A 21,267-nucleotide genomic window follows, 5' to 3' on the forward strand; every position below is an offset into this window, starting at 1 on the left:
TCTGACGATCGGCGCTTAGCGGGCGGCGATGATCTTGATTTCAATCTTGTATTTCGGGTTCATCAGGTTCGCCTGAACCGTGCAGCGTACCGGCGCATTGCCCGGCGATACCCACGCATCCCAGGCTTCGTTCATGGCCGGGAAATCTTCTTTGTGAACCAGAAAAAGCGTGGCATCGAGGATTTTGCTTTTGTCTGAACCGGCTTCCGTCAGCACGGCGTCAATGATCGCCAGCGTTTCAGCGGTCTGATCTTTGGCATTTGCCTCCAGATTTTCCGGCACTGCGGTGTAATAAATCGTGTCGTTGTGGATTACCACATCGGACATGCGTGGCTCAGGCCGGATCCGTTCGATGGTCATACGTTGTGTGCTCCTGTTAGTCACTTTTCATTGATGGCGTTAAGGGTATCACAAAGGTTGAATGCGTTGGATTGGCAGATGGCGGTGGTAGTCAGGGCAAGGGATTGGCATAATCACTGCTGATCCGTACAGGTAGAGAGACAGCGTGACAGACGATTTTGCAACAGACGGCGCTTTGGCGCAGAAAATTGAAGGTTTTAAACCTCGTGAACCTCAGCGTCTGATGGCGCAGGCTGTCAGCAAAGCCATCAGCGAAAAGCAGGGGCTGGTGGTGGAAGCCGGAACCGGTACCGGCAAAACTTACGCCTATCTTGCTCCGGCGCTGCGCTCGGGCAAAAAAGTCATTATCTCCACCGGTTCCAAAAACTTGCAGGATCAGCTCTATTCCCGCGATCTGCCACGGGTTGCCAGCGCGCTGAAATTCAAAGGCCGTCTGGCGCTGCTGAAAGGCCGCTCAAACTATTTGTGTCTGGAACGTCTCGAACAGCAATCGCTGGCGGGTGGCGATCTTGCCAGCCAGGCACTCAGCGAACTGGCGCATCTGCGTCACTGGTCAAGCAGCACGGAAGAGGGCGATATCAGCACCTGTAACGTGGTGCCGGAAGACAGTTTTGTCTGGCCGCTGGTGACCAGCACCAACGACAATTGCCTCGGCAGCGACTGCCCGTTATACAAAGAGTGTTTCGTGGTTAAAGCCCGCCGTAAAGCGATGGATGCTGATGTGGTCGTGGTTAACCATCATCTGTTTATGGCGGATATGGTGGTGAAAGAGAGCGGATTTGGCGAGCTTATACCTCAGGCCGATGTGATGATTTTCGATGAAGCACATCAGATCCCTGATATTGCCAGCCAGTATTTCGGCCAGCAACTGACCAGCCGCCAGTTGCTGGATATGGCGAAAGACATCAACATCGCTTACCGCACCGAAGTCCGAGATTCCGTCCAGTTACAAAAAAGCGCCGACCGCCTTAGCCAGAGTACGATGGATTTCCGGCTTGCGCTCGGCGAGCCGGGTTTTCGCGGCAACCTGCGCGACGTGCTCAGCCAGACGGCGATCCAGCGCGCGCTGTTACTGCTCGATGACGCGCTTGAACTCTGTTACGACGTGGTCAAACTGTCACTGGGGCGCTCCGCCTTGCTGGATGCCGCCTTCGAACGCGCCACGCTGTACCGCAATCGCCTCAAACGTCTGAAAGACGTCTCCATTCCCGGCTACAGCTACTGGTACGAATGCAACTCACGTAATTTCGTGCTGGCGCTTACGCCGCTGTCGGTGACTGACAAATTCAGCGACATGATGAAAGAAAAACCAGGGGCGTGGATTTTCACCTCGGCGACGCTGTCGGTCAACGATCAGCTGCATCACTTTACTGACCGCCTGGGGCTGGATGACGCAGAAACCTTGCTGCTGCCAAGCCCCTTTGATTACGCCACACAGGCCATGCTGTGCGTTCCGCGTTTCCTGCCGGAAACCAATGTGCGCGGCATTTCAAAACAGCTGGCGCGCATGTTGCGCCCGCTGATTGAAGCCAACAAAGGCCGCTGTTTCTTTCTGTGTACTTCTAACCAGATGATGCGCGAACTGGCGGAAGAGTTCCGCGCAACGCTGACGCTGCCGGTTTTATTGCAGGGTGAAACCAGCAAAGGCCAGCTGCTGGCGCAGTTTGTGGAAGCGGGCAATGCATTGCTGGTTGCCACCAGCAGTTTCTGGGAAGGCGTGGATGTGCGCGGCGATGCGCTGTCATGCGTGATTATCGACAAATTACCCTTCACCTCGCCGGACGATCCGTTGCTCAAAGCGCGAATTGAGGATTGCCGGCTGCGCGGCGGCGATCCGTTCAATGAAGTACAATTACCGGATGCGGTGATCACCCTTAAGCAGGGGGTAGGGCGTTTAATCCGTGATACCGACGATCGCGGCGTGATGGTGATTTGTGATAACCGGCTGGTGATGCGGCCCTATGGCGAAGTTTTCCTCAACAGTCTTCCCCCGGCACCGCGTACCCGTGATCTGGCGCAAGCGATCCGCTTTCTGCAAAACGCTGAAGAGCAGAAATAGCCCGCTGTTTATGCTAGGATCCTGCCCGCAAAAAAGGGTTTAACTCATTCAATTCCCCGCCTGAGGTTTGGCATGTCCACACGAATTTTAGCAATTGATACGGCGACTGAAGCCTGTTCGGTTGCGCTATACAATCAGGGCGAAACGCTCGCCCATTTTGAACTTTGCGCCCGTGAACATACGCAGCGCATTCTGCCGATGGTGCAGCAGATCCTCGCCGAAGCAGGGCTGACCCTCAATCAGCTGGACGCGCTGGCCTTTGGCCGCGGGCCGGGCAGTTTTACCGGCGTGCGTATCGGCATTGGCGTCGCGCAGGGGTTGTCCTTTGGCGCAGAACTGCCGTTACTGCCGGTATCGACCTTACAAACCATGGCGCAGGGTGCCTGCCGCCAGACCGGTGCGCAGCGGGTGCTGGCCGCCATTGATGCCCGCATGGGCGAAGTGTACTGGGGGGAGTTTACCCGCAATGCTCAGGGTATCTGGGAAGGCGAAAGCAGCGAAAAAGTGATCAAGCCGGAACAACTTCTGGCCCGCGCCGGGGAACTCTCCGGGCGTTTTGCTACCGTCGGTACTGGCTGGGAAACCTATCCGCATTTGCTTGGTGAATCCCCGGCAACAGAATTATTTGATGGCAAAATGTTACTGCCCCAGGCGGAAGATATGTTGCCGCTGGCGCTCCAGCTCTGGGAAAAAGGCGTTCGCGTCAAACCGGAAGACGCTGAACCGACTTATCTGCGTAATGAAGTGACGTGGAAAAAGCTGCCGGGCCGGTAAGTACAGGCAACTTGCATCTGAAAGAGTGGTCATAGTTGAGAGTATGCACAGGAGTCATCGCAATGCGTAAGTGGTCCAAAGTTCAGCAGTTCTCAGCGGGAAAAAGTAAAAAATGGGCGTTGAGTGCCGTCGCACTGAGCGTTCTGGTGTTGTCAGGATGTGTCACGGTGCCGGACGATATTCGCGGCACCACCGCAACGCCGCAGATGAATTTACAGGCGGTGCAGGGCGCACCGAGCCTGTACGTCGGTCAGGAGTCGCGTTTTGGCGGCAAAGTGGTCGCTGTGACCAATTTGCAAAACAAAACTCGTCTCGAAATTGCCACTGTTCCGCTGGATGACGGCGCGCGACCGATCTTAGGCGCGGCCTCACGCGGGCGTATTCTGGCGTACATCAACGGATTCGTTGATCCTGTGGATTATCGCAATCAGCTGGTGACCGTTGTCGGGCCTATCACCGGCGTTGAAAAGGGCAAGATTGGCGAATCGTCCTATGATTTTGTGACCGTGAACGTCAACAGCTATAAACGCTGGCGGATCCAGCAACAGGTGGTCATGCCTCCGCAACCTATCGGCCCGTGGGGCTGGGGCTATGGCGGTCCTTATGATTCCTGGGGGCGAGGGTTTGGGCCGGGCTTCGGGCCGGGATGGTATGACACGACACCTGCACGGGTCGAGAGTGTCGTTACTGAATAAAACACTGCGGCGCAGGCCTCCGCCGCAGACATAACACTCAGACAAGATCGTTGTTAAGGCGGCTTAATTGCCGCCTTTTTCTTTTTTAGCCACGGACGGCGTGGAAATAGTGATATGCCTCTCAACCTCGACATTGTTTGAAACGCAACTGGTAAGCTGAGTTAAAATATTGTTAAAGACGTGATAAAACTCGTCGCATTGAGATGGCAACAGATTCAGGAGTAATACCTTGGAAAAGGTCTGGCTAAAACGTTATCCGGCAGATGTTCCTGAGAACATCGACCCCGATCGCTACAGCTCGCTGGTCGAGATGTTTGAGAACGCCACGTTGCGTTATGCCGACAGTCCGGCATTCATCAACATGGGCGAGGTGATGACTTTTCGAAAACTCGAAGAGCGCAGCCGGGCCTTCGCTGCCTACCTGCAAAATGAGCTGGGTTTGCAAAAGGGTGACCGCGTGGCGCTGATGATGCCGAATCTGCTGCAATACCCGATTGCCCTGTTTGGGGTGTTGCGCGCGGGCATGGTGGTGGTTAACGTGAATCCGCTTTATACCCCGCGCGAGCTGGAACATCAGCTCAATGACAGCGGCGCAAGTGCGATTGTCATTGTCTCCAACTTTGCTCATACGCTTGAAAAAGTGGTGTACAAAACGCAGGTGAAGCATGTGATCCTCACCCGTATGGGCGATCAGCTTTCTGCGGCCAAAGGCACGCTGGTGAACTTCGTCGTTAAATATATCAAACGCCTGGTGCCGAAATACCATCTGCCGAACGCGATCTCTTTCCGCACAGCATTGCAACGCGGACGCCGTCTGCAATACATCAAACCCGATGTGATTAATGACGATCTGGCGTTTCTGCAATACACCGGCGGTACCACGGGCGTGGCCAAAGGCGCGATGCTGACACACCGAAATATGCAGGCAAATCTGGAGCAGGCGAAAGCGGCTTATGCGCCTCTGTTGCGTCCCGGCCAGGAGCTGGTGGTGACGGCGCTGCCGCTTTACCACATCTTCGCACTGACCGTAAACTGCCTGCTTTTCCTCGAAATGGGCGGGCGCAGCTTGCTGATCACCAACCCGCGCGATGTGCCGGGAATGGTGAAAGAGCTGGCGAAATATCCGTTTACCGCCATCAGTGGCGTGAATACGTTATTTAATGCGATGCTGAATAACGAAGATTTCCGCGAGCTGGATTTCTCGACGCTGCGCCTTTCTGTGGGCGGCGGAATGTCTGTGCAGAAATCTGTGGCGGATAAATGGGAAAAACTCACCGGCAAGCATCTGCTGGAAGGCTACGGTCTGACCGAATGTTCGCCACTGGTGGCGGGAAATCCGTACGATCTGAAGCACTACAGCGGCAGCATCGGTATACCGGTGCCCTCCACGGAAATACGTCTGGTCGATGACAACGGTCAGGACGTCGCAGCCGGAGAGCCGGGTGAGTTGCTGGTTCGTGGCCCGCAGGTGATGCTCGGTTACTGGCAACGGCCTTCTGCCACCGATGAGGTGCTAAAAGATGGCTGGTTATCGACGGGCGATATCGTTACAGTGGACGAGCAGGGTTTTATCAGGATTGTCGATCGTAAAAAAGACATGATTCTGGTTTCAGGTTTCAATGTCTACCCTAACGAAATTGAAGAGGTGGTTTCACAACACGACAAGGTTCTGGAGGTCGCTGCTATTGGCGTACCCAATGACGCGTCCGGTGAAATCGTCAAAATTTGCGTGGTGAAGAAAGACCCGTCACTGACCAGCGAAGAACTCCTGGCGCATTGCCGCCGGTTATTAACCGGTTACAAAGTACCGAAGATAGTTGAGTTTCGCGATGAATTACCGAAGTCTAATGTCGGAAAAATTCTCCGACGCGAGCTTCGTGATGAACAGACTAAACCGAAAGCCGACCCCAAACAGGACGCCGCATAACGGTTAGCATGCCACTCAGTGATGGTCAGACTCCAAACGCCGGCGATGTCCGGCGTTGTCACGTTATAACGCAGTTATGATTAAGAGAAATAAGATTTGAATTATCAGTTAATTACCACCAATGACGCGCTGGAGCAAGTTTGCCTCCAGGCGAAAGCGCACAGTAAAATTGCGCTGGATACCGAATTTGTCCGCACCCGCACCTATTATCCGCAACTGGGTCTGATCCAGTTATTCGACGGCGAGAAGCTGACGCTGATCGACCCGTTACCGATCACGGCCTGGCAGCCTTTTATCGATCTGCTGACCAATCCTGATGTCGTGAAATTCCTGCACGCCGGCAGCGAAGATCTGGAAGTGTTTCTCAACGCCTTTGGCGTAATGCCGACACCTCTGATTGATACGCAAATCCTGGCGGCCTTCAGCGGGCGTCCGTTGTCCTGCGGTTTTGCACGTCTGGTAGCGGAAACGACCGGCGTTGAGCTGGATAAAAGTGAATCGCGTACAGACTGGATCGCCCGTCCGCTGAGCGAAAAACAGTGCGTCTACGCTGCCGCTGACGTGTGGTATTTATTACCGCTTGCTGACCAGTTGATGAAAGAAACAGAAGAAGCCGGGTGGATGGATGCCGCGCTGGATGAATGTCTGGCACTGTGCCGCCGACGTAAAGAGGTGCTGCAACCGGAACTGGCATATCTGGAGATCACCAATGCCTTCCAGCTGCGCCCGCGTCAGTTGGGTTGTCTGAAACTGCTGGCGGCATGGCGTCTTAACCAGGCCCGTCAGCGTGACCTGGCGGTTAACTTCGTGGTACGTGAGGAGAATCTGTGGCAGGTCGCGCGCTACCAACCCGGTTCACTGGGTGAGCTTGAGTCCCTGGGCCTGAGCGGCCCGGAAATCCGCTATCACGGGCGTACGCTGCTGGCGCTGGTGGAAGAGTCGAATGCGCTGGATGAGTCTGAATTGCCTGCGCCGATCCAGAACCTGATTGACCAGTCGGGCTATCGCAAAGTCTTCAAAGACATTAAAGCGCTTATCCAGACCGTCAGCGAAGAGAGCGGACTGAGTGTTGAACTTCTGGCGTCGCGTCGTCAGATAAATCAATTACTGAGCAGCCACTGGCAGTTAAAAACCAAAGAATCCCAGCCTGAATTAATCAGCGGCTGGCGCGGTAAACTGTTAGGTGAAAGGCTGGCGGAAATACTGAAAGATTACTGAGTCATCATTCCCGCAAGGGTAATTAAATTCAGTTGATGAATAAAAAGGGCGGAATTAATTTCGTCCTTTTTTTATTTGTGCATTTTATTTCCGCAAACGCCGGAATAATGGACAGGGAAGTGCAACTTAGAATAGGGGCATTAAGCCACAGTAAAGGGAATATCAGCCAGGCTAAATGGGATGAGTCTTAATAGAAGATCGGCAGAAAACAGAAATAAAGCAGGGTAAAATGGAAAGCGTGTTTATTTAAACAGTGGGTGGTTATACAGTGTTTAACGAATAACGTCATGTTCAGGTAACCCCCTGAGCGAGCAGGGGGACATTAACCTGGTAAATACACCGTCATAACCTGCAACTCAACTGCTGTCATTTAGGCGTTTCTTCCGATTCAGGCAAGGTGACGTTCAGCTCAAGCACTGAAATATCATCCCCTTTTTGCTCAAACTGAACCTGCAACATCTCCGGATCGATCTTAATGTATTTACAGATCACCGCCAAAATATCACGTTTCAGATCAGGCAAATAGGAGGGTTCGCTGTCCCCCCTGCGTCGCTCTGCTACGATGATCTGTAGCCGTTCCTTGGCTATATTGGCTGTCGGCTTTTTACGGGACAGAAAGAAATCTAACAAGGCCATGGTTTATCCCCCAAAAAGGCGTTTCAGGAAACTCTTCTTCTCTTCCTCAATAAAACGGAACGCACGTTCTTCACCAAGCAAACGGCTGACGGTGTCATCGTACGCTTTGCCTGCATCGGATTCCTGATCCAGAATCACCGGCTCGCCCTGGTTGGACGCGCGCAGCACTGACTGGTCTTCAGGGATCACACCCAACAGTGGAATACGCAGAATTTCCAGCACGTCTTCCATGCTCAGCATATCGCCACGGCTTACGCGACCCGGGTTATAACGAGTGAGAAGCAGATGTTCTTTGATAGGCTCTAAGCCTTTCTCCGCACGACGGGATTTAGACGATAAAATGCCCAAAATGCGGTCTGAGTCACGAACGGAAGAGACTTCAGGGTTGGTGGTGATGATCGCTTCATCGGCAAAATACAGCGCCATCAGCGCGCCGGTTTCGATGCCCGCAGGGGAATCGCACACCACGAAGTCAAATTGCATTTCGTTTAAATCATTGAGGATTTTTTCGACGCCTTCGTGCGTCAGCGCGTCTTTATCACGCGTTTGAGAAGCCGGAAGAATGAACAGGTTATCGGTGCGCTTATCTTTAATCAGCGCCTGATTCAGCGTGGCATCGCCCTGGATAACGTTAACGAAGTCATACACCACGCGGCGTTCACAGCCCATGATCAGATCCAGGTTACGCAAACCAATATCGAAATCGATAACAACAGTCTTCTTGCCTTTTTGAGCTAAACCGGTAGCGATGGCCGCGCTTGAAGTGGTCTTGCCAACGCCCCCTTTACCCGATGTAACAACTATGATGCGTGCCATGAATGGATTCCTTGTCAAAAGGGCTTAGTTTAAAGGTTGTATGGTTAACACGTTATTTATCAGGCTGAGGCGCGCGGCCTGACCGAGATAGTCGGCCGGGATTTGATCACTCAACCAGTACTGCCCTGCGATAGAAACCAGCTCAGCGCCCAGCAGTGTGCAAAAAATCTGACAATTTGCATCCCCTGCGGCACCTGCCAGTGCTCTTCCTCGCATCATGCCGTAGATGTGGATATTGCCATCGGCAATCAGTTCCGCACCTGCGCTGACGCTGCTCGTCACAATGAGGTCGCTGTTACGGGCATAAATCTGTTGGCCGGATCTGACCGGCGTACTGACAATGCGGGTTTTAGCCGGGGCATTATCGGGTACGACAGGGACGGGCGGCTCGGCGGCGATACGCTGTGCACGGCCTTCACTCAGCAGCGGTAAACCGGTGCGGGAAAGTGCGCGTTTTTGCTTTTCGTCTTTGCAACCACTGATGCCAACAACGCGAAAGCCTGCAGAAGCGACAGCCTGTTGAATGTCTTTCCAGTTTGCGTCACCACTGAGTGATGCAACGTTGATAACAACAGGGGCATTTTTCAAAAAGGCCGGAGCTTGCTCCACTTTTTCCTGTAATGCCTGGTAAATAACCTCAGGTTGTGAACTATGTAAATGAACAACCGATAAGGTAAAACTGCTGCCTTTTAGTTCTATTGGCGATTGTGACATCTATCCTGACTCAGTCTCAGCAACTCTAAATCCCCGGAATACCACTCGGGGGGCGATATTCCGATGTACATTAAGCATGGTATAGTTACAGTTATATCTCCGCAAGCCGCCGTTTCAATTAAATAGAGTTAAAAAAATGTTTTGTGTGATCTATAGAAGTACTAAACGCGACCAGACTTATCTGTATGTCGAAAAAAAAGACGATTTCTCTCGCGTGCCTGAAGAATTACTTAAAGGTTTTGGCGTGCCACAGTTCTCAATGATGCTCAATCTGGCGAACCGCGAAAAATTGGCCACGGCGGATATTGCCAAAGTCCGTCAGGCACTCGAAGAACAAGGTTATTATTTGCAAGTGCCACCGCCGGTTGAAAGTTTATTGAACATGCACCTCAGCGACAGCAATAAATAATCCTTTCCTGACATTAGTTTCGGCATTTCCCGAACTTTCGGACCTCATAACTTGCATTCATCGTTGTAGTATCTAAAGCTTACAGCGATGAATCATTTTTAGAATGTCAAAAGGAAGAGTTTGATGAAATTGTCGGCACTGGCAGTATTAACGCCCCTGATTATCCTTAGCGGTTGCGCAGCGCAGAAAGCCACCTCCGGGCAACCCGCCACACAGCCAGCGGCTGCCGCTCAGGCACCCGCATCAACGCCGCCAGCCGCCCCTGCCAAAACCTCACTGGCAGAACAGGGAAGGGATCCGGCAGAATTTCCGGCTTACGTCGAACAACTGAAAGCCCAGGCACTGGCGCAAGGTATCAGCCAGCAAACCCTCGACAGCACCTTCGCTAATATCCATTTCGTGGATCGCGTCATCAATTCCGACCGTAATCAGCTGGAAAAGAAAATTACCCTCGACGATTACCTGACCCGCGTTCTGCCTGAGTGGAAAATCAAAGCCGCACAGGAGCAGTATCAGAACAACCTGCCAGCACTGAAACAGGCAAGCGCGCGCTACGGCGTGCAGCCTCAGTACATTGTGGCGCTCTGGGGAATGGAAAGCAGCTTCGGGAAGATCCAGGGTAAAGAGGATGTGTTCTCTGCGCTGGCGACGCTGGCCTTTGAGGGGCGCCGCGAAGCCTTCTTCACCAAAGAGTTTATGTCGGCGCTTAAAATCGTCGACTCCGGTCACGCCACCAGCGACATGATGAAAGGCTCCTGGGCAGGCGCGATGGGGCAGTCGCAGTTCATGCCAAGTTCTTATCTGAACTACGGCGCTGACGGCAATGGCGACGGCAAAATCGATATCTGGAAAAATACCGACGACGTCTTTGCTTCTACTGCGAACTACTTATCAAAAGAAGGCTGGAAGAATAATCAGGGATGGGGTCAGGAAGTCAAACTTCCGGCTAATTTTGATGCCAGCCTGGCGGGTCTGAAAAACAACCAGATGCATCCGGCCAGCTACTGGCAGCAGCAGGGCATTACGCAGGCAGACGGCAGCCCGCTGGCTTCCACCGCCACACGTGCATGGGTGATTACGCCGGATGATGTGCAGGGCCGCGCGTTCCTGGTTTACGATAATTTCCGCACTATCATGCACTGGAACCGCTCAACCTATTTTGCACTGAGCATCGGCATGATGGCTGACGGCATTATGGGCGGGCAGACACAGGCACCGCTAGCCTCCGGCGAGCTGGCACCTGCGCCTTCAGCGCCGTCCGCACCACTGGCACCTGCGCCGCATAATCCGTTCAGCGGCTAAGGCTTTTTAACAAGGAGTCACGTTATGTACCAACACAGAGACTGGCAGGGCGCATTACTGGATTTTCCGGTAAACAAGGTGGTGTGTGTCGGCAATAACTACGCCGATCATATTAAAGAGATGGGCAGTCAGGTGTCTGCGGAGCCGGTGGTGTTTATCAAACCGGAAACGGCGCTGTGCGATATCCGCCAGCCCATCGCGCTGCCCCCGGGTCTGGGTTCGGTACATCACGAAGTTGAACTGGCGGTGCTTATCGGCACGCCATTGAAACAGGCGACGCCAGACAGGGTCGCAAACGCCATTGCCGGATACGGCCTGGCGCTTGATCTGACGCTGCGCGATTTGCAGAGCCAGTTCAAAGCCGCCGGTCAGCCGTGGGAAAAGGCCAAAGGTTTCGATGGTTCCTGCCCGATGAGCGGTTTTATTCCGGTGAGTGAGTTTGGTGATGCCCAACAGGCGGAGTTGCGCCTGCTGATTAACGGCGAGCTGCGTCAGGAGGGGAACACGCGCGATATGCTGACGCCTGTCCTGCCGCTGATCGCCTACATGAGCCGTTTCTTCACCCTGCGCGCCGGTGACATTATTTTGACCGGTACGCCGCATGGCGTTGGCCCGTTAAAAGCGGGGGATGAAATCTGCGCTACACTGAACGGTAAGGACGTCACCACCCGCGTGATCTGAGATAATTTTCCTCTGCGCCGGAGTGCGTTTCCGGCGGCTTTGCTTGCATCTGCGGCGCAAAGCGTCTATATAAGCACCCTCATTTTACTTCTACCGGATGCACACTATGACTGAACCCGCTTTTTGGCAGCAAAAGACGCTGCCTGAAATGACTAACGAAGAATGGGAAGCATTGTGCGACGGTTGCGGGCAATGCTGTTTACACAAGCTGATAGATGAAGACACGGATGAAATCTATTTCACCAACGTCGCCTGTAATCAGCTGAACATCAAATCCTGTCAGTGCCGCAACTATGAGCGTCGTTTTACGCTTGAAGAAGACTGCATCAAACTGACCCGCGAAAACCTGACCACCTTCGACTGGTTGCCGCCGACCTGCGCCTACCGTCTGATTGGCGAAGGTAAACCGCTGTTTCCGTGGCACCCGCTGCTGAACAAAGCCTCTAAATCCGCGATGCACACTGCGCAGATCTCCGTGCGTTATATCGCTGTACGCGAAGATGACGTGGAAGACTGGCAGGATCACATCCTGAATAAGCCAAGCTGGGCGAAGTAACTACATGAAGTGAATGAAGAATTTCATCACTGTGATACTGCGCGGGGCATATACGGGGCATCACCCGTAAATCCTGCGTTTAAAATCTCCATTTGATTGTTGTTGTTTTCGCTCATCCATTTCCCGTAAACGCTGTAAACCATCTGTGATGAAGTATGTCCCATTTGGTTTGCAACAAAGTTTGGATTAGCTCCTGCACTTAGTGCCCAGCATGCGAATGTGTGACGAGTTTCATACGCTTTCCTGTGGCGTATGCCGGCTTTCTTCAATGCGAAATTCCACGTCCCACTAAATACACCAGGCGAGTACCAGTCCCCGCCCATTCCGTTACGAGCGGATAGGCGAGGGGAGAACACGAAGGTGCAATCATCTTTACGAATTCTGCCGAACTCTCGAAGGTAAACATCTACCGTAATTTGCTTGCCCATCCTTGTCAGTGCCATCTGCTCCTTCAATGCTTCAATAGCCGCATTCGTCAGCTTAATTGTCCGATTCCCACTTTCCGTTTTCGGAGGCGTAAAGTGGTTAACAACAGCCATATTGCGAGTGATGGTTATTGTCCATTCCTGCAGATCAATATCCTCCCATGCAAGCGCACATATCTCTCCATGCCTCATCCCGGTATTGACTGCGAGACGCCAGATGTTCTTCACCTGAAGTGACGGTGCAACTTCTATCAGGCGCGAATACTCATCTCTGGTTAGAGGGTCTGGCTCAGACTTACTCTTCTTCAGTGGAGTGATCCCCTTCAATGGCGAGCGCTCTACGTATCCATTTGCTACAGCAAATTCCATCATCCCCGCAAAGCATGACATATAGACGTTTACCGTCCTTACCGATCTCCCTTTCTTTAACTGCCTCGTCTTCTGGTGAATTCCAGATATCTGAAAACCCGTCAGCAACTCCCTTCTCAGACCAAGAACCATTTCATTTGTTATAGACAAAACGAGCCTGTCTTCACCGATGATCTCAGAACATATCTTTATGTAAGACCTGTACCTGTTAATCGCATTTTTAGTTATCTCCATCGCCTTCAGTGCCAGCCATTTATCAGCAAGCTGACTCACCGTCACGTATTGCTGAGCTACCCCAAATTTATGCAGATTCTTTGAGCCAGGGAATTGTGCAGCATAATTGAAGTTGCCAATCTTTATGGCATAACGAACTGACTCTCTTAGCTCGCCGGCCATGCGTCTATTCTTTGCTGTGTCTGGTACACCAAGGTTTTCCCTAACTCTTTGCCCCTGATAGATGAACCACACGCGCAACAATCCACAGTGGTTCTCTACCCCAGTAGGATAATCAGCCATCCTCATTTCCTCATTTGTTGATAGGAGAGGGCATTTAAGCAGAAATCTTCCTGCGGATCGCCGGCCGCTGTCTCTCAACCCAATTATCGATCTCCTGCCGGTTATACATTATTGGGCTGTTTTGCTTGGGATTGAGGTCGGGGGCAACGTGACGGTACTCACGACCTTCCATCCATGAACTTCGTCTTGCGTGTTGGATCATGTGCTTAGTCATGCCGGTTAGAGACATTAGCAAATCTTCCGAGACCCATTTGCTCGGGCTCATGTGAATAACATTGTCCATGCTTACCTCTGCTATTTACCCTCAGCCACCCGATGAACCCAAACGCAAAGCCACAGCCACACTTCATGACCTGATGGGCATAGTGGCTTAGCTTGGTTGGCGTATTTATCGAGCAACTGACGGAGAGTGTGGTGGTTGTTTTTACTGCGGAGTTCGGTGAGGAGTTTCTTTGCGATGCTTCTGACTGCGTTGTCGGCCTCTTCTGGCGTCATGGGCTACTCCAGTTTTACACCGGGAATTTTTCCTGCTGCGATGGCGTCGTAAAGTTCACTCATTCTGACGCCTGCCACCGCTGCACCAAACTCATCCCTTGCCACATCTTCAGGTGAACGCAGGGGGCGAAACTTCATTGTTCGTGGGTGAGAAATGCTTTCTGCTTTCCCATTAAGCATGTCAGTGAATTCTATAACGATAGTATGTTCAGACAAATATCTGACAACACCCGCGTGCCACACGTCGCCTGCAGCGTAAGATGTGAATTCACACTCGCACCCAACCGGCGGCAGCCCTTCGCCATCCCAAACCGGCTCGGAGATTGGTTGGCGCTCGGCGATGATGAACCAGTCGGAAGGGATAGCTCTTATTTCTTCAGCAACAGCATAAAACTTAGTCTGTCCGGTGTCGTATACTCGTACGACATCTTCATTCCCAATACCATCGAAATCCTTCTCACTTCCCTTCGTAATCTCGTATTTCATGCTGCCTCTCCATAGTGAACTTTCGTTAGCTGTCGATGCCCTGTGATGACGTGAGCCATGTGATGTTTGTTGGTGTTGGTGACTTCGATTTGATAGTGCTTGCCGCGGTATCTGATGCTGTAGGTGAAGGGGTGGGACTTATTGCCGGTGCCATACTTCTTCTTGTGTTCTTCTATTGCCGAGTATGCGGCCGCTATATGGGCTGGCTCGGTGTCACCCTTGATGAGGATTTTCATCACGCATCCTCTGAAGCCAAACTTTCCGCTGTCAGGTGAGTAAATGTCTTGGATATCTCCATGCAGACACGGTCTATTTTGGAGTCCATTTCCTGAAGAGATGCAATGTCGGCCTCACGTACTTCTTTCATGATGAGAGAGCGGATCAATGAGCCCATCTGAGTATGGAATGTGGCGTTCTTGAGAACTTCCTCGCCCTCATTTTTGCCCGACTTGGCGATGCCTTTTTCCTGCAAAATGAACTGATACTTATCACTGGTAATCACCCATTTATTGTCGATTTCAATTTTCATAATGTTCTCCAATTTTAAGTATTTTGGTAACAGCCCCGACTTCACAGCCAGAAGCAAGAATCTGTGTGCCTTCATGTAATGAAACGCTCACCTGAGCTGGCTCGACTCCTGTCATGCTCCACAATCCATGTCGTAACACTGCCTCAAGTTCAGACGTGTCTACTCTACCCGCGTAGAAGTGTGCGCGGGGTAATTTGACTGTGATCATCGGGGGATACCTCATGTTGTAGGCGTAAAAAAACCAGCTATTGCTGGCTATTCTGGTTGGTTACTTCAATCTTGATTTTGTAGTAGGCCTGTTCAAACCCGCTCCAGTATTTCCAGTACTGGAACCTCTGCTGAAGCCAGTGCGGTGCCATATCACTCACCATCCTTCACGATGCCGCCAGCTTCCTCATCCATCTCCCAGCCGCTGTAACCGTCGTCGGCGTCAGACCCGGCAATAACTTCGACACCGACAGCAGGCACAAAGTAGTGGGTATCATCTGCGAACCCTGACAGACTGGTGTGCGAGAAATCAGGCAGTGATAAGTCATTCGCGCAGAGCAGCGGGTCATTGGCATTACCTTCGTCACCGTCCACGTTGTCAAAATTACGCCCGTTGTACGCGGCTACCCTGTCCAGAACGACGTAGTAGCGCCCACCAGCCTTGATAAAATCCTTATGCGCACGCTGCACACGCTTGAACGCCTTTTCTTGCTCAGGCGTCAGGGCGGTTAAGTCTTGTAACGTTCCGGTTTTCATTCAGCCACCTTGCCGCCTGCGGCCTCGATTGCTGCGATAGCGTCAGACAGATTAATCACTAATTCGCAATCTATATCACCATCAGGATAAAACGCTTCAGGCAACACGACAGGCTTTTGCGGGGCGGTGACTGGGTAAACATAATCACTACGCTTACCTGCATCGTAGGCAAGAATGTCCGGTTCATCCTGTATCTCGCCGATAAGGTAGCTCATGCAATCAGCGGCATAACGAACTCGTTCAGGATATTCGGAGCGGTCAAAGGTGATGCCTTCTGAGATGCAAACTCCCTTACGATGCAAGATAGCCGTCCAGTTTTCCTTTCCGTTCGACTCAGGCATTGAGCCGTACCAGACGCTTAAAGCAACCGGCACCTGCTCGCCTTTCAGCGCTGTAGACCATCCGTGGTAGTGCATAAATGCGCAGTAGTTAGCGACATCCAGCGGATCGCCTTTGCTGATATGATGGTTAAAATCAGTCAGGCACTTGTCCTGCCAATCGTCCTGCATCCACTCATCAGACCATCCATATTTCTGCTCTGACTTATACAGCTTCGCAGCCATTGCATTAGCGAAACCGATTACCAAGGCTTTGGTATTTTCATGCAAGACATCTGGCATCAACAGAGTTTGCGCCACATCAGCCCGCTGGCGTTCTGCTTCGAGCTGTTCTGCATAGCCAACCGATTGTTCGATAATCATCCTTACGGCTACCGCAAGATTGCGGGAGCATATTTCGCCAGATTCCGTTATGTAGCCGCGATCATTCAAAATTTCACACGCCTCACGCAGCGCCTTGATATCTGTTGTATCGGTCATCTCTTTGGCTCCCATTTAAAGGCAGGTGATACAAGCTCATGCACGTAAGTTCCTTTTTCGTTGTATTGCTCAAGAGCCTGGATTACATCTTCATCATCCTGTGTATCGCCAAAGGATCCGATGGCAAACAGAATCTCAGTCGGTGCATTTAGGTTTATGAGGATGGTGGTCATTTCTTTAGCCATGCGGCGTTTCATTTCATGGGTCATGGTTGTATCAGTCATGAGGTTGCTCCTTATTTCTTCGAGCTCGGAGTTCGATAAGCAGCATAAGCAGTTCGGTGTCGTCTGGATTTCCTTCTGACATAGCTTCGAATGTCTCAATCCATGCAGTAAGGCCACCATCTGGTTTGCGTTCGAAATCATCAGTCATGAGGTTGCTCCTTCAATTTCCGATTCAGCAAAACTATTTCAGTGTTTCTGGTGCGAATCTCGCATGGGTTGTTCGACATCCCAGTTATTGCGAGCGCGAACTGCTCAACTGTCATCTCGGCGGTAATAGATTTCCCAGTAGCGAAAGTAAGGCGTATTTCTATGCGCTCATTCTCTTCAACGCCGGTTCGGTTGATGTCTATGGTTGCTTTCACCCCTTCCTCCCAGTGCGCAGATTGGCGGCGTAGGTGTCAGCCAGTTTTGCAGCGAGTCGCACCTGAACAACCAGGCGTTTCTGCCCACCTTCGGCTACCAGTTCATTGCCTCGCTTCCACATATCAGCCGCAAATTCCCCTACGCCCTGCGCGCGGAGTTCTGCGGTGAATGCATCGGTTTTGGGAGTGGCGGGTGCGTGCATAATGGCTGTCAGCATTGCATCGTGCATACAATCAATGACATCGCATCCTGCCGCCTCAGCAATTTTGAATTCGCGATACATATTCTGGAATGCATCAGTTCGGCACCAAGCGTTGATATCCTTCATCGCTCCGCTCTCAGCCACCAGCCCATGCACATACTCAATGACCAGCTTGCTGTGTGCGCCTTCACCAGAGATGCCGAAAGCGTTGATGATGTTGTTCAGAGAGGTTTGCAGGGCATCTGTTTGTTGAAGCTGGGATAGATAATCCGCCTCGCTCACCATCCTGGTGATTCCGGTGCCGTCCGGCGCATCCTGCAAATAGCTGTTATGAATCTCATAAGTCTTGATAGACATAATCTGTTCCTTGAAATAGGGCTAGTCGCCCATGTTGCGACCCTGACCATAGCCGCGGTAATCGCCAAAGCTACCGTTGAAAGTGGTGTCTTGTTTGCGCATTTCTCTCGCCATTTCCCACTGCTCGCGAGTTGGTGGCTTGGTCGATGTGTGGGCGCCGATCATCTTCAGATGCCGCTGCTCGGGCGTAAGAGTATTTATTCTCGGATGTGGCTTGCCAGCTAGTGCGCATTCCATTGCGCTGACTACGTCCAAGATATTGGCTCGGTACTGGCGTGCGGAATCCGTCAGGTCATCACTGACCTTGAGGGTGTCTTGCATCATGTGATTTACCTGCGGAGTGAGGTGGTTATGCGGTCACATCAGAAAGGCGGGGTTTCATCCCATTCCTGCTGATTGCTTTGCTGATTCGAAGGCTTTCCTGAGTTTTGCTGCTGCGGCTTTCCCTGCTGCTGTCCTGATTGCGCAAATCCGATCCGTGCATTGAGAAGTTCCAGGGTGATGGACTGTCCGTTTTGCCCTTCGTACACATCTACCTTGATGTTTTCACCTGACACCTCAACGACTCCACCTTCAACCAGAACGCTGCGGTAGAAGTCAGCCTGAGCGCCTGCCTTGGCGAATATCACCGCACTGTAGTTAGTCCATTCCTTCTGCTTCGACTGACGGTCGTAATGCTGAACTCCGGCGCGTATTTGAAATCCTATGCTGTCACCGGCTGAAAACTCTCTTGCAGCCTTATTTAGTCTTACGGTTATGCTGTGCATTAAGCGGGTAACTCCAGTTCAGTTTTTCGGATTTGGTAGATATCGGTGGCTTTGGCGAGCAAGGCCTTATTGCTTGCAAGCTTTGTTGATGTCCATGCGTAAGCTTTCTCAAGCTCTTCCAGCGGCATTCCGTTTGCTGCGTCGGTGAATTTATTTAGAGCATCCTGCGGCGTCATTTGAGGCTTGCTAGCCTGTGGTGCCGGGTGGTGAACTTCAGCGTCAGCATCCTGAGCCGTCTCTTCCGTTGGGATGCAGAAGGCCTGAAATGCCGCGTACTTGTAGGCGATGGACATGGCTTTGTTAGTGGCCTTGTCTCCGCTATCCATGGCCTCGCCAAAGGTGATCACCGTGTGCAAACTTCCATCCTCAGTAGCGACGAAATCAAACTCAGCCTTCACGACGACATAGAACAGAACTCCACCTTTTTGCGCGATGCGCTCTGACACTGTCCGTTCCGTGATGCGCGGCAGTATCACCAACCCATTCTTCACCAGTGCTGGGGAGAGGGCGTTGTAGACCGCATCAATGCCGCGGAACTGGAATCCCTGCTGCTGGTTCCGGCTGTCCTTTGATATGCCCACTTCCGACAAGTCCTTTGCCACTCCAGCGATTGCTTTATAAACAGCCGTCATTCTGTGCCTCCTGAATCCTGTTCATTTGCAGGGTGGTGCGGTGATCTGCATTAGCCTCAATCTGTGCCAGTTCATCCGTGAATCGCTCGTCAGTAATCAGTCGCTCCCAGACTGATGCGCTATCAAGTGCTGCGTTAAATCTCTCTTCCTGAGTCATGCTGCGTCCTCCTGCTTCATCAACACCAGATACCCGCGCGACTCCATGAACTCGCGAATGTTTGCCTCATCCATGAGGGCGAGCATCACTTTGTCAGGGAGCGCGTAGTGCAATTCAGCGCCTTCAACCTCAAGCTTCACGCCACGCCCCATAGTGCCTCCTGAAACCTTCACGTCGGCGCATTCAAAAGTGATATTCATACGAGCCCCTTACTCTTACAGAACGCCCGAGCCATCAACTTGTAGCCGAGCGGGTTATTCGGGAATGACTGTTCGCTGCCGTCAATAAGGATGTGCAGCAGGGTGCCTATGATTTGAAATTTCATGGGTGCCCCGGCTGATTTAGGATTTCGATTAAGCGCTTTGCGGCGTTCTTGGCATTGCGGCAGATACGGTCGAGCAGTGATTCAGAGCAGCCCACGCAAGGCCACCCGATGACATAAAAGGTATGCATGGGATACTCCGGTTTAATTAGTAATGAATTTTGGTGTGGCGGATGTTGCCGTCTTTCAGGGCTGTAAGGATTTGAATGGCCTGAACTCTGTCAATTTTGGCGTTAGCGAGTAGGTCATTAACGATGTCAGTGCCAATGGTTTTGCGATGGGCTACGTCAGCAGCTCGTGCAGCAGCTTCGTCAGCGATACGCTTCTCTTCTGCCAGACGAGCATCTTCTTTCTGTTTGGCTTCGCGCTGGATTCGGTCGGCTTCCTGCTTGGCTTTGAGTTGTTCAGCTGCGATAGCTTCCTGCTTCTCGCGCTCTGCTTGCTGTGCCGCTGCTAACCGGTCGGACTCAGCTTTGTTTGCTGCATCAATTCGGTCTTGCTCTGCTTTCTTCTCTGCTGCAATGCGGTTGGCTTCAGCCAGCGCCGCCTGAGCTTTCAGATCGGCCTCACGCTGCAATGCCGCTTCACGTTCACGCTGCGCAGTTGCTTCTGCATCGAGTCGAACTTTCTCTGCCGCTTCCTTGGCAATGTGTTCTTCGTGTTCTTTCTGGATGCGCTCTGCTTCTGCTTTGGCGTCGGCTGCGTCACGGTCGAACTTCTCGTTCATGAGCAGGGCGATTTCGTGATCTGCTTCTGCCAACTTAGCCAGGCGAATGCTTTCCTGTTCCGCCTCCCACTCTTCGCGAGGTTTTAGCGTTTTGGCTTTGAGAGCATCCAGCCGGTCGCGAACCGTTTTTCGGTTGGCATCAATTTTCTTGGGGATTTCTTTGTACTCGTCGACAAGGTCTTTACCGAGGCCGTCGAGATATGTTTTGGTTTTGGCGATCTTCAAGCCCAGAGAGCCGATAGCGTCGCGACCTTTCTTAGTCGATACATCAGGCACAAACGAACCGACCTCTTGCTCAACCTTCAGCAGGATGGCTTCTATCTCATCGGGTGCAGTAAATACCGTGAGCGCATTCTTAGGCTCGACGATAACCAGTTCAGTAGACTCACTCATGGCAACTCCTGTAATTGATGTTTAGATGAAGAAGCCAGCTCTTGAACTGGCTTTTGCATCCATTAAAAAAGCCGCGGTTAGGCGGCTGATGTTGGCTTAAATGATTCACTTAACCTTTCTGGCTTATAAACGAACCCCTTTGCAACTAAGGCATCAAGAGCGCTGAGGGGGATACCGCGAGCCAGCACCTCATCTTTAGTGACCTCGCCGAGTGACTTAATGATTTCGAGAAGTTTGAGTTGTGTTTTTGACATAGTTAATCCTAAAAAAAATGGACTCTGAATTAGAGGTCGAATAGCTACACAGCATGAAGGTTGATAAGGGGCGCTTATCACGATGCGCACTCAGTGAATGCGCAGCAGGAAGGGGCTACTTGTTGCGGGCCGCAAGCATGGCGTCGGCGTAGAAATAACTCCAACGAACGAGTCTTTGATAGCTATCCGTCTCCTTTGGCGCCCATGAAAAATCTTCAGGAACAGGCGGAGCCTTTGCAGCGAAATAGTCACGCAGAAGCAAACCTTCAGTACGCACGTTCTCGTTAGGCCAGTTGGCCTCCGTGGTGGGATATACAGTCAGCAGATAGTCACTATTCAT

General features: G+C 52.0%; 33 protein-coding genes. 9 read left to right on the top strand and 24 right to left on the bottom strand.

Annotated features, from left to right (window positions below; translation table 11 throughout):
- Positions 1 to 15: 15 nt before the first annotated feature.
- Entirely contained in the window at positions 16 to 360 is a 345-nt protein-coding gene (locus J1779_RS07690; RefSeq protein ID WP_122095115.1) for a RidA family protein, read from the bottom strand.
- 145 nt (positions 361 to 505) lie between these two features.
- Here J1779_RS07690 and J1779_RS07695 point away from each other — a divergent pair, with 145 nt between their 5' ends.
- The 5 genes from J1779_RS07695 to rnd all read left to right on the top strand — a co-directional run bounded on the left by J1779_RS07695 (position 506) and on the right by rnd (position 7,033).
- A complete protein-coding gene (locus J1779_RS07695) occupies positions 506 to 2,419 on the top strand; it encodes a DNA repair helicase YoaA (RefSeq protein ID WP_056770039.1) in 1,914 nt (637 codons plus the stop codon).
- A gap of 72 nt (positions 2,420 to 2,491) precedes the next feature.
- Positions 2,492 to 3,193, top strand: a complete 702-nt coding sequence (gene tsaB / locus J1779_RS07700) for a tRNA (adenosine(37)-N6)-threonylcarbamoyltransferase complex dimerization subunit type 1 TsaB (protein ID WP_122095119.1) — start codon at positions 2,492 to 2,494, stop codon at positions 3,191 to 3,193.
- A 62-nt stretch (positions 3,194 to 3,255) separates the two neighbouring features.
- Positions 3,256 to 3,888 carry a Slp family lipoprotein gene (locus J1779_RS07705; protein ID WP_056770049.1) on the top strand — a complete coding sequence of 211 codons (633 nt, stop codon included), beginning with the start codon at positions 3,256 to 3,258 and terminating at the stop codon, positions 3,886 to 3,888.
- A gap of 229 nt (positions 3,889 to 4,117) precedes the next feature.
- Complete coding sequence (gene fadD, locus J1779_RS07710; protein WP_217203387.1) at positions 4,118 to 5,815, top strand: long-chain-fatty-acid--CoA ligase FadD; 1,698 nt, start codon at positions 4,118 to 4,120, stop codon at positions 5,813 to 5,815.
- A gap of 96 nt (positions 5,816 to 5,911) precedes the next feature.
- Positions 5,912 to 7,033 (top strand): ribonuclease D, encoded by a 1,122-nt coding sequence (gene rnd, locus J1779_RS07715; RefSeq protein WP_122095123.1) that lies wholly within the window; start codon positions 5,912 to 5,914, stop codon positions 7,031 to 7,033.
- Between the two features lie 366 nt (positions 7,034 to 7,399).
- Here the strand turns inward: rnd and minE are convergent, their stop codons facing one another.
- Genes minE through minC form a run of 3 tightly spaced genes read right to left on the bottom strand, consistent with a single transcriptional unit; the run spans position 7,400 to position 9,199 of the window.
- The gene (gene minE, locus J1779_RS07720; protein ID WP_056770062.1) at positions 7,400 to 7,669 is read right to left on the bottom strand and encodes a cell division topological specificity factor MinE; all 270 of its coding nucleotides are present in this window, start codon (positions 7,667 to 7,669) and stop codon (positions 7,400 to 7,402) included.
- A 3-nt stretch (positions 7,670 to 7,672) separates the two neighbouring features.
- Entirely contained in the window at positions 7,673 to 8,485 is an 813-nt protein-coding gene (minD, locus tag J1779_RS07725) for a septum site-determining protein MinD (protein WP_056770068.1), read from the bottom strand.
- Between the two features lie 24 nt (positions 8,486 to 8,509).
- Entirely contained in the window at positions 8,510 to 9,199 is a 690-nt protein-coding gene (gene minC, locus J1779_RS07730; RefSeq protein ID WP_056770072.1) for a septum site-determining protein MinC, read from the bottom strand.
- 136 nt (positions 9,200 to 9,335) lie between these two features.
- On the opposite strand from minC, the gene J1779_RS07735 reads away from it, so the two are divergent.
- The 4 genes from J1779_RS07735 (at position 9,336) to J1779_RS07750 (ending at position 12,147) form a co-directional block, all read left to right on the top strand.
- Complete coding sequence (locus J1779_RS07735; protein ID WP_056770075.1) at positions 9,336 to 9,608, top strand: YcgL domain-containing protein; 273 nt, start codon at positions 9,336 to 9,338, stop codon at positions 9,606 to 9,608.
- Between the two features lie 123 nt (positions 9,609 to 9,731).
- Positions 9,732 to 10,910: a lytic murein transglycosylase gene (locus J1779_RS07740; protein WP_217203389.1), complete on the top strand. Its 1,179-nt coding sequence runs from the start codon at positions 9,732 to 9,734 to the stop codon at positions 10,908 to 10,910.
- 24 nt (positions 10,911 to 10,934) lie between these two features.
- A complete protein-coding gene (locus tag J1779_RS07745) occupies positions 10,935 to 11,591 on the top strand; it encodes a fumarylacetoacetate hydrolase family protein (protein WP_217203391.1) in 657 nt (218 codons plus the stop codon).
- A 106-nt stretch (positions 11,592 to 11,697) separates the two neighbouring features.
- On the top strand, positions 11,698 to 12,147 hold the full coding sequence (locus J1779_RS07750) for a YcgN family cysteine cluster protein (RefSeq protein WP_056770089.1): 450 nt from the start codon (positions 11,698 to 11,700) through the stop codon (positions 12,145 to 12,147).
- Between the two features lie 26 nt (positions 12,148 to 12,173).
- Here the strand turns inward: J1779_RS07750 and J1779_RS07755 are convergent, their stop codons facing one another.
- The 20 genes from J1779_RS07755 to J1779_RS07850 all read right to left on the bottom strand — a co-directional run bounded on the left by J1779_RS07755 (position 12,174) and on the right by J1779_RS07850 (position 21,267).
- Positions 12,174 to 13,457, bottom strand: a complete 1,284-nt coding sequence (locus J1779_RS07755; protein WP_217203393.1) for a site-specific integrase — start codon at positions 13,455 to 13,457, stop codon at positions 12,174 to 12,176.
- Positions 13,458 to 13,491: 34 nt separating this feature from the next.
- Positions 13,492 to 13,740, bottom strand: a complete 249-nt coding sequence (locus tag J1779_RS07760) for an excisionase family protein (protein WP_217203394.1) — start codon at positions 13,738 to 13,740, stop codon at positions 13,492 to 13,494.
- An 11-nt stretch (positions 13,741 to 13,751) separates the two neighbouring features.
- On the bottom strand, positions 13,752 to 13,952 hold the full coding sequence (locus J1779_RS07765) for a hypothetical protein (RefSeq protein WP_217203396.1): 201 nt from the start codon (positions 13,950 to 13,952) through the stop codon (positions 13,752 to 13,754).
- A gap of 3 nt (positions 13,953 to 13,955) precedes the next feature.
- Positions 13,956 to 14,438 carry a hypothetical protein gene (locus J1779_RS07770; RefSeq protein WP_217203398.1) on the bottom strand — a complete coding sequence of 161 codons (483 nt, stop codon included), beginning with the start codon at positions 14,436 to 14,438 and terminating at the stop codon, positions 13,956 to 13,958.
- The gene (locus tag J1779_RS07775) at positions 14,435 to 14,674 is read right to left on the bottom strand and encodes a DUF4060 family protein (protein ID WP_217203399.1); all 240 of its coding nucleotides are present in this window, start codon (positions 14,672 to 14,674) and stop codon (positions 14,435 to 14,437) included. Before J1779_RS07775 ends, J1779_RS07770 begins: the two co-directional genes overlap by 4 nt.
- Positions 14,674 to 14,967 (bottom strand): DUF5405 family protein, encoded by a 294-nt coding sequence (locus J1779_RS07780; protein WP_217203401.1) that lies wholly within the window; start codon positions 14,965 to 14,967, stop codon positions 14,674 to 14,676. The genes J1779_RS07775 and J1779_RS07780 overlap by 1 nt, the downstream gene beginning before the upstream one ends.
- Before the next feature lie 360 nt (positions 14,968 to 15,327).
- On the bottom strand, positions 15,328 to 15,711 hold the full coding sequence (locus J1779_RS07785; protein ID WP_217203403.1) for a hypothetical protein: 384 nt from the start codon (positions 15,709 to 15,711) through the stop codon (positions 15,328 to 15,330).
- A complete protein-coding gene (locus J1779_RS07790) occupies positions 15,708 to 16,529 on the bottom strand; it encodes a hypothetical protein (protein WP_217203405.1) in 822 nt (273 codons plus the stop codon). The genes J1779_RS07785 and J1779_RS07790 overlap by 4 nt, the downstream gene beginning before the upstream one ends.
- On the bottom strand, positions 16,526 to 16,753 hold the full coding sequence (locus J1779_RS07795; RefSeq protein ID WP_217203407.1) for a Rossmann-fold NAD(P)-binding domain-containing protein: 228 nt from the start codon (positions 16,751 to 16,753) through the stop codon (positions 16,526 to 16,528). The genes J1779_RS07790 and J1779_RS07795 overlap by 4 nt, the downstream gene beginning before the upstream one ends.
- Positions 16,746 to 16,901 carry a hypothetical protein gene (locus tag J1779_RS07800; protein WP_217203409.1) on the bottom strand — a complete coding sequence of 52 codons (156 nt, stop codon included), beginning with the start codon at positions 16,899 to 16,901 and terminating at the stop codon, positions 16,746 to 16,748. Before J1779_RS07800 ends, J1779_RS07795 begins: the two co-directional genes overlap by 8 nt.
- 210 nt (positions 16,902 to 17,111) lie before the next feature.
- Positions 17,112 to 17,675, bottom strand: a complete 564-nt coding sequence (locus J1779_RS07805; RefSeq protein ID WP_217203411.1) for a hypothetical protein — start codon at positions 17,673 to 17,675, stop codon at positions 17,112 to 17,114.
- A 21-nt stretch (positions 17,676 to 17,696) separates the two neighbouring features.
- Positions 17,697 to 17,999 (bottom strand): hypothetical protein, encoded by a 303-nt coding sequence (locus J1779_RS07810; RefSeq protein ID WP_217203414.1) that lies wholly within the window; start codon positions 17,997 to 17,999, stop codon positions 17,697 to 17,699.
- A 38-nt stretch (positions 18,000 to 18,037) separates the two neighbouring features.
- Positions 18,038 to 18,442 carry a hypothetical protein gene (locus J1779_RS07815; RefSeq protein ID WP_217203416.1) on the bottom strand — a complete coding sequence of 135 codons (405 nt, stop codon included), beginning with the start codon at positions 18,440 to 18,442 and terminating at the stop codon, positions 18,038 to 18,040.
- Positions 18,442 to 19,074, bottom strand: a complete 633-nt coding sequence (locus J1779_RS07820; protein WP_217203418.1) for an ERF family protein — start codon at positions 19,072 to 19,074, stop codon at positions 18,442 to 18,444. Before J1779_RS07820 ends, J1779_RS07815 begins: the two co-directional genes overlap by 1 nt.
- Positions 19,058 to 19,231, bottom strand: a complete 174-nt coding sequence (locus tag J1779_RS07825; RefSeq protein WP_217203420.1) for a hypothetical protein — start codon at positions 19,229 to 19,231, stop codon at positions 19,058 to 19,060. The genes J1779_RS07820 and J1779_RS07825 overlap by 17 nt, the downstream gene beginning before the upstream one ends.
- A complete protein-coding gene (locus J1779_RS07830; RefSeq protein WP_217203422.1) occupies positions 19,228 to 19,431 on the bottom strand; it encodes a hypothetical protein in 204 nt (67 codons plus the stop codon). The genes J1779_RS07825 and J1779_RS07830 overlap by 4 nt, the downstream gene beginning before the upstream one ends.
- A gap of 121 nt (positions 19,432 to 19,552) precedes the next feature.
- Positions 19,553 to 19,684 carry a protease FtsH-inhibitory lysogeny factor CIII gene (locus tag J1779_RS07835; protein ID WP_217203424.1) on the bottom strand — a complete coding sequence of 44 codons (132 nt, stop codon included), beginning with the start codon at positions 19,682 to 19,684 and terminating at the stop codon, positions 19,553 to 19,555.
- 17 nt (positions 19,685 to 19,701) lie between these two features.
- Positions 19,702 to 20,673 carry a cell envelope biogenesis protein TolA gene (locus J1779_RS07840; protein ID WP_217203426.1) on the bottom strand — a complete coding sequence of 324 codons (972 nt, stop codon included), beginning with the start codon at positions 20,671 to 20,673 and terminating at the stop codon, positions 19,702 to 19,704.
- Positions 20,674 to 20,750: 77 nt separating this feature from the next.
- Positions 20,751 to 20,927, bottom strand: a complete 177-nt coding sequence (locus J1779_RS07845) for a hypothetical protein (RefSeq protein ID WP_217203428.1) — start codon at positions 20,925 to 20,927, stop codon at positions 20,751 to 20,753.
- Positions 20,928 to 21,042: 115 nt separating this feature from the next.
- Positions 21,043 to 21,267, bottom strand: a complete 225-nt coding sequence (locus J1779_RS07850; RefSeq protein ID WP_217203430.1) for a hypothetical protein — start codon at positions 21,265 to 21,267, stop codon at positions 21,043 to 21,045.

The sequence above is a fragment of the Rahnella rivi genome (assembly GCF_019049655.1).
Lineage (GTDB): Bacteria > Pseudomonadota > Gammaproteobacteria > Enterobacterales > Enterobacteriaceae > Rahnella > Rahnella rivi.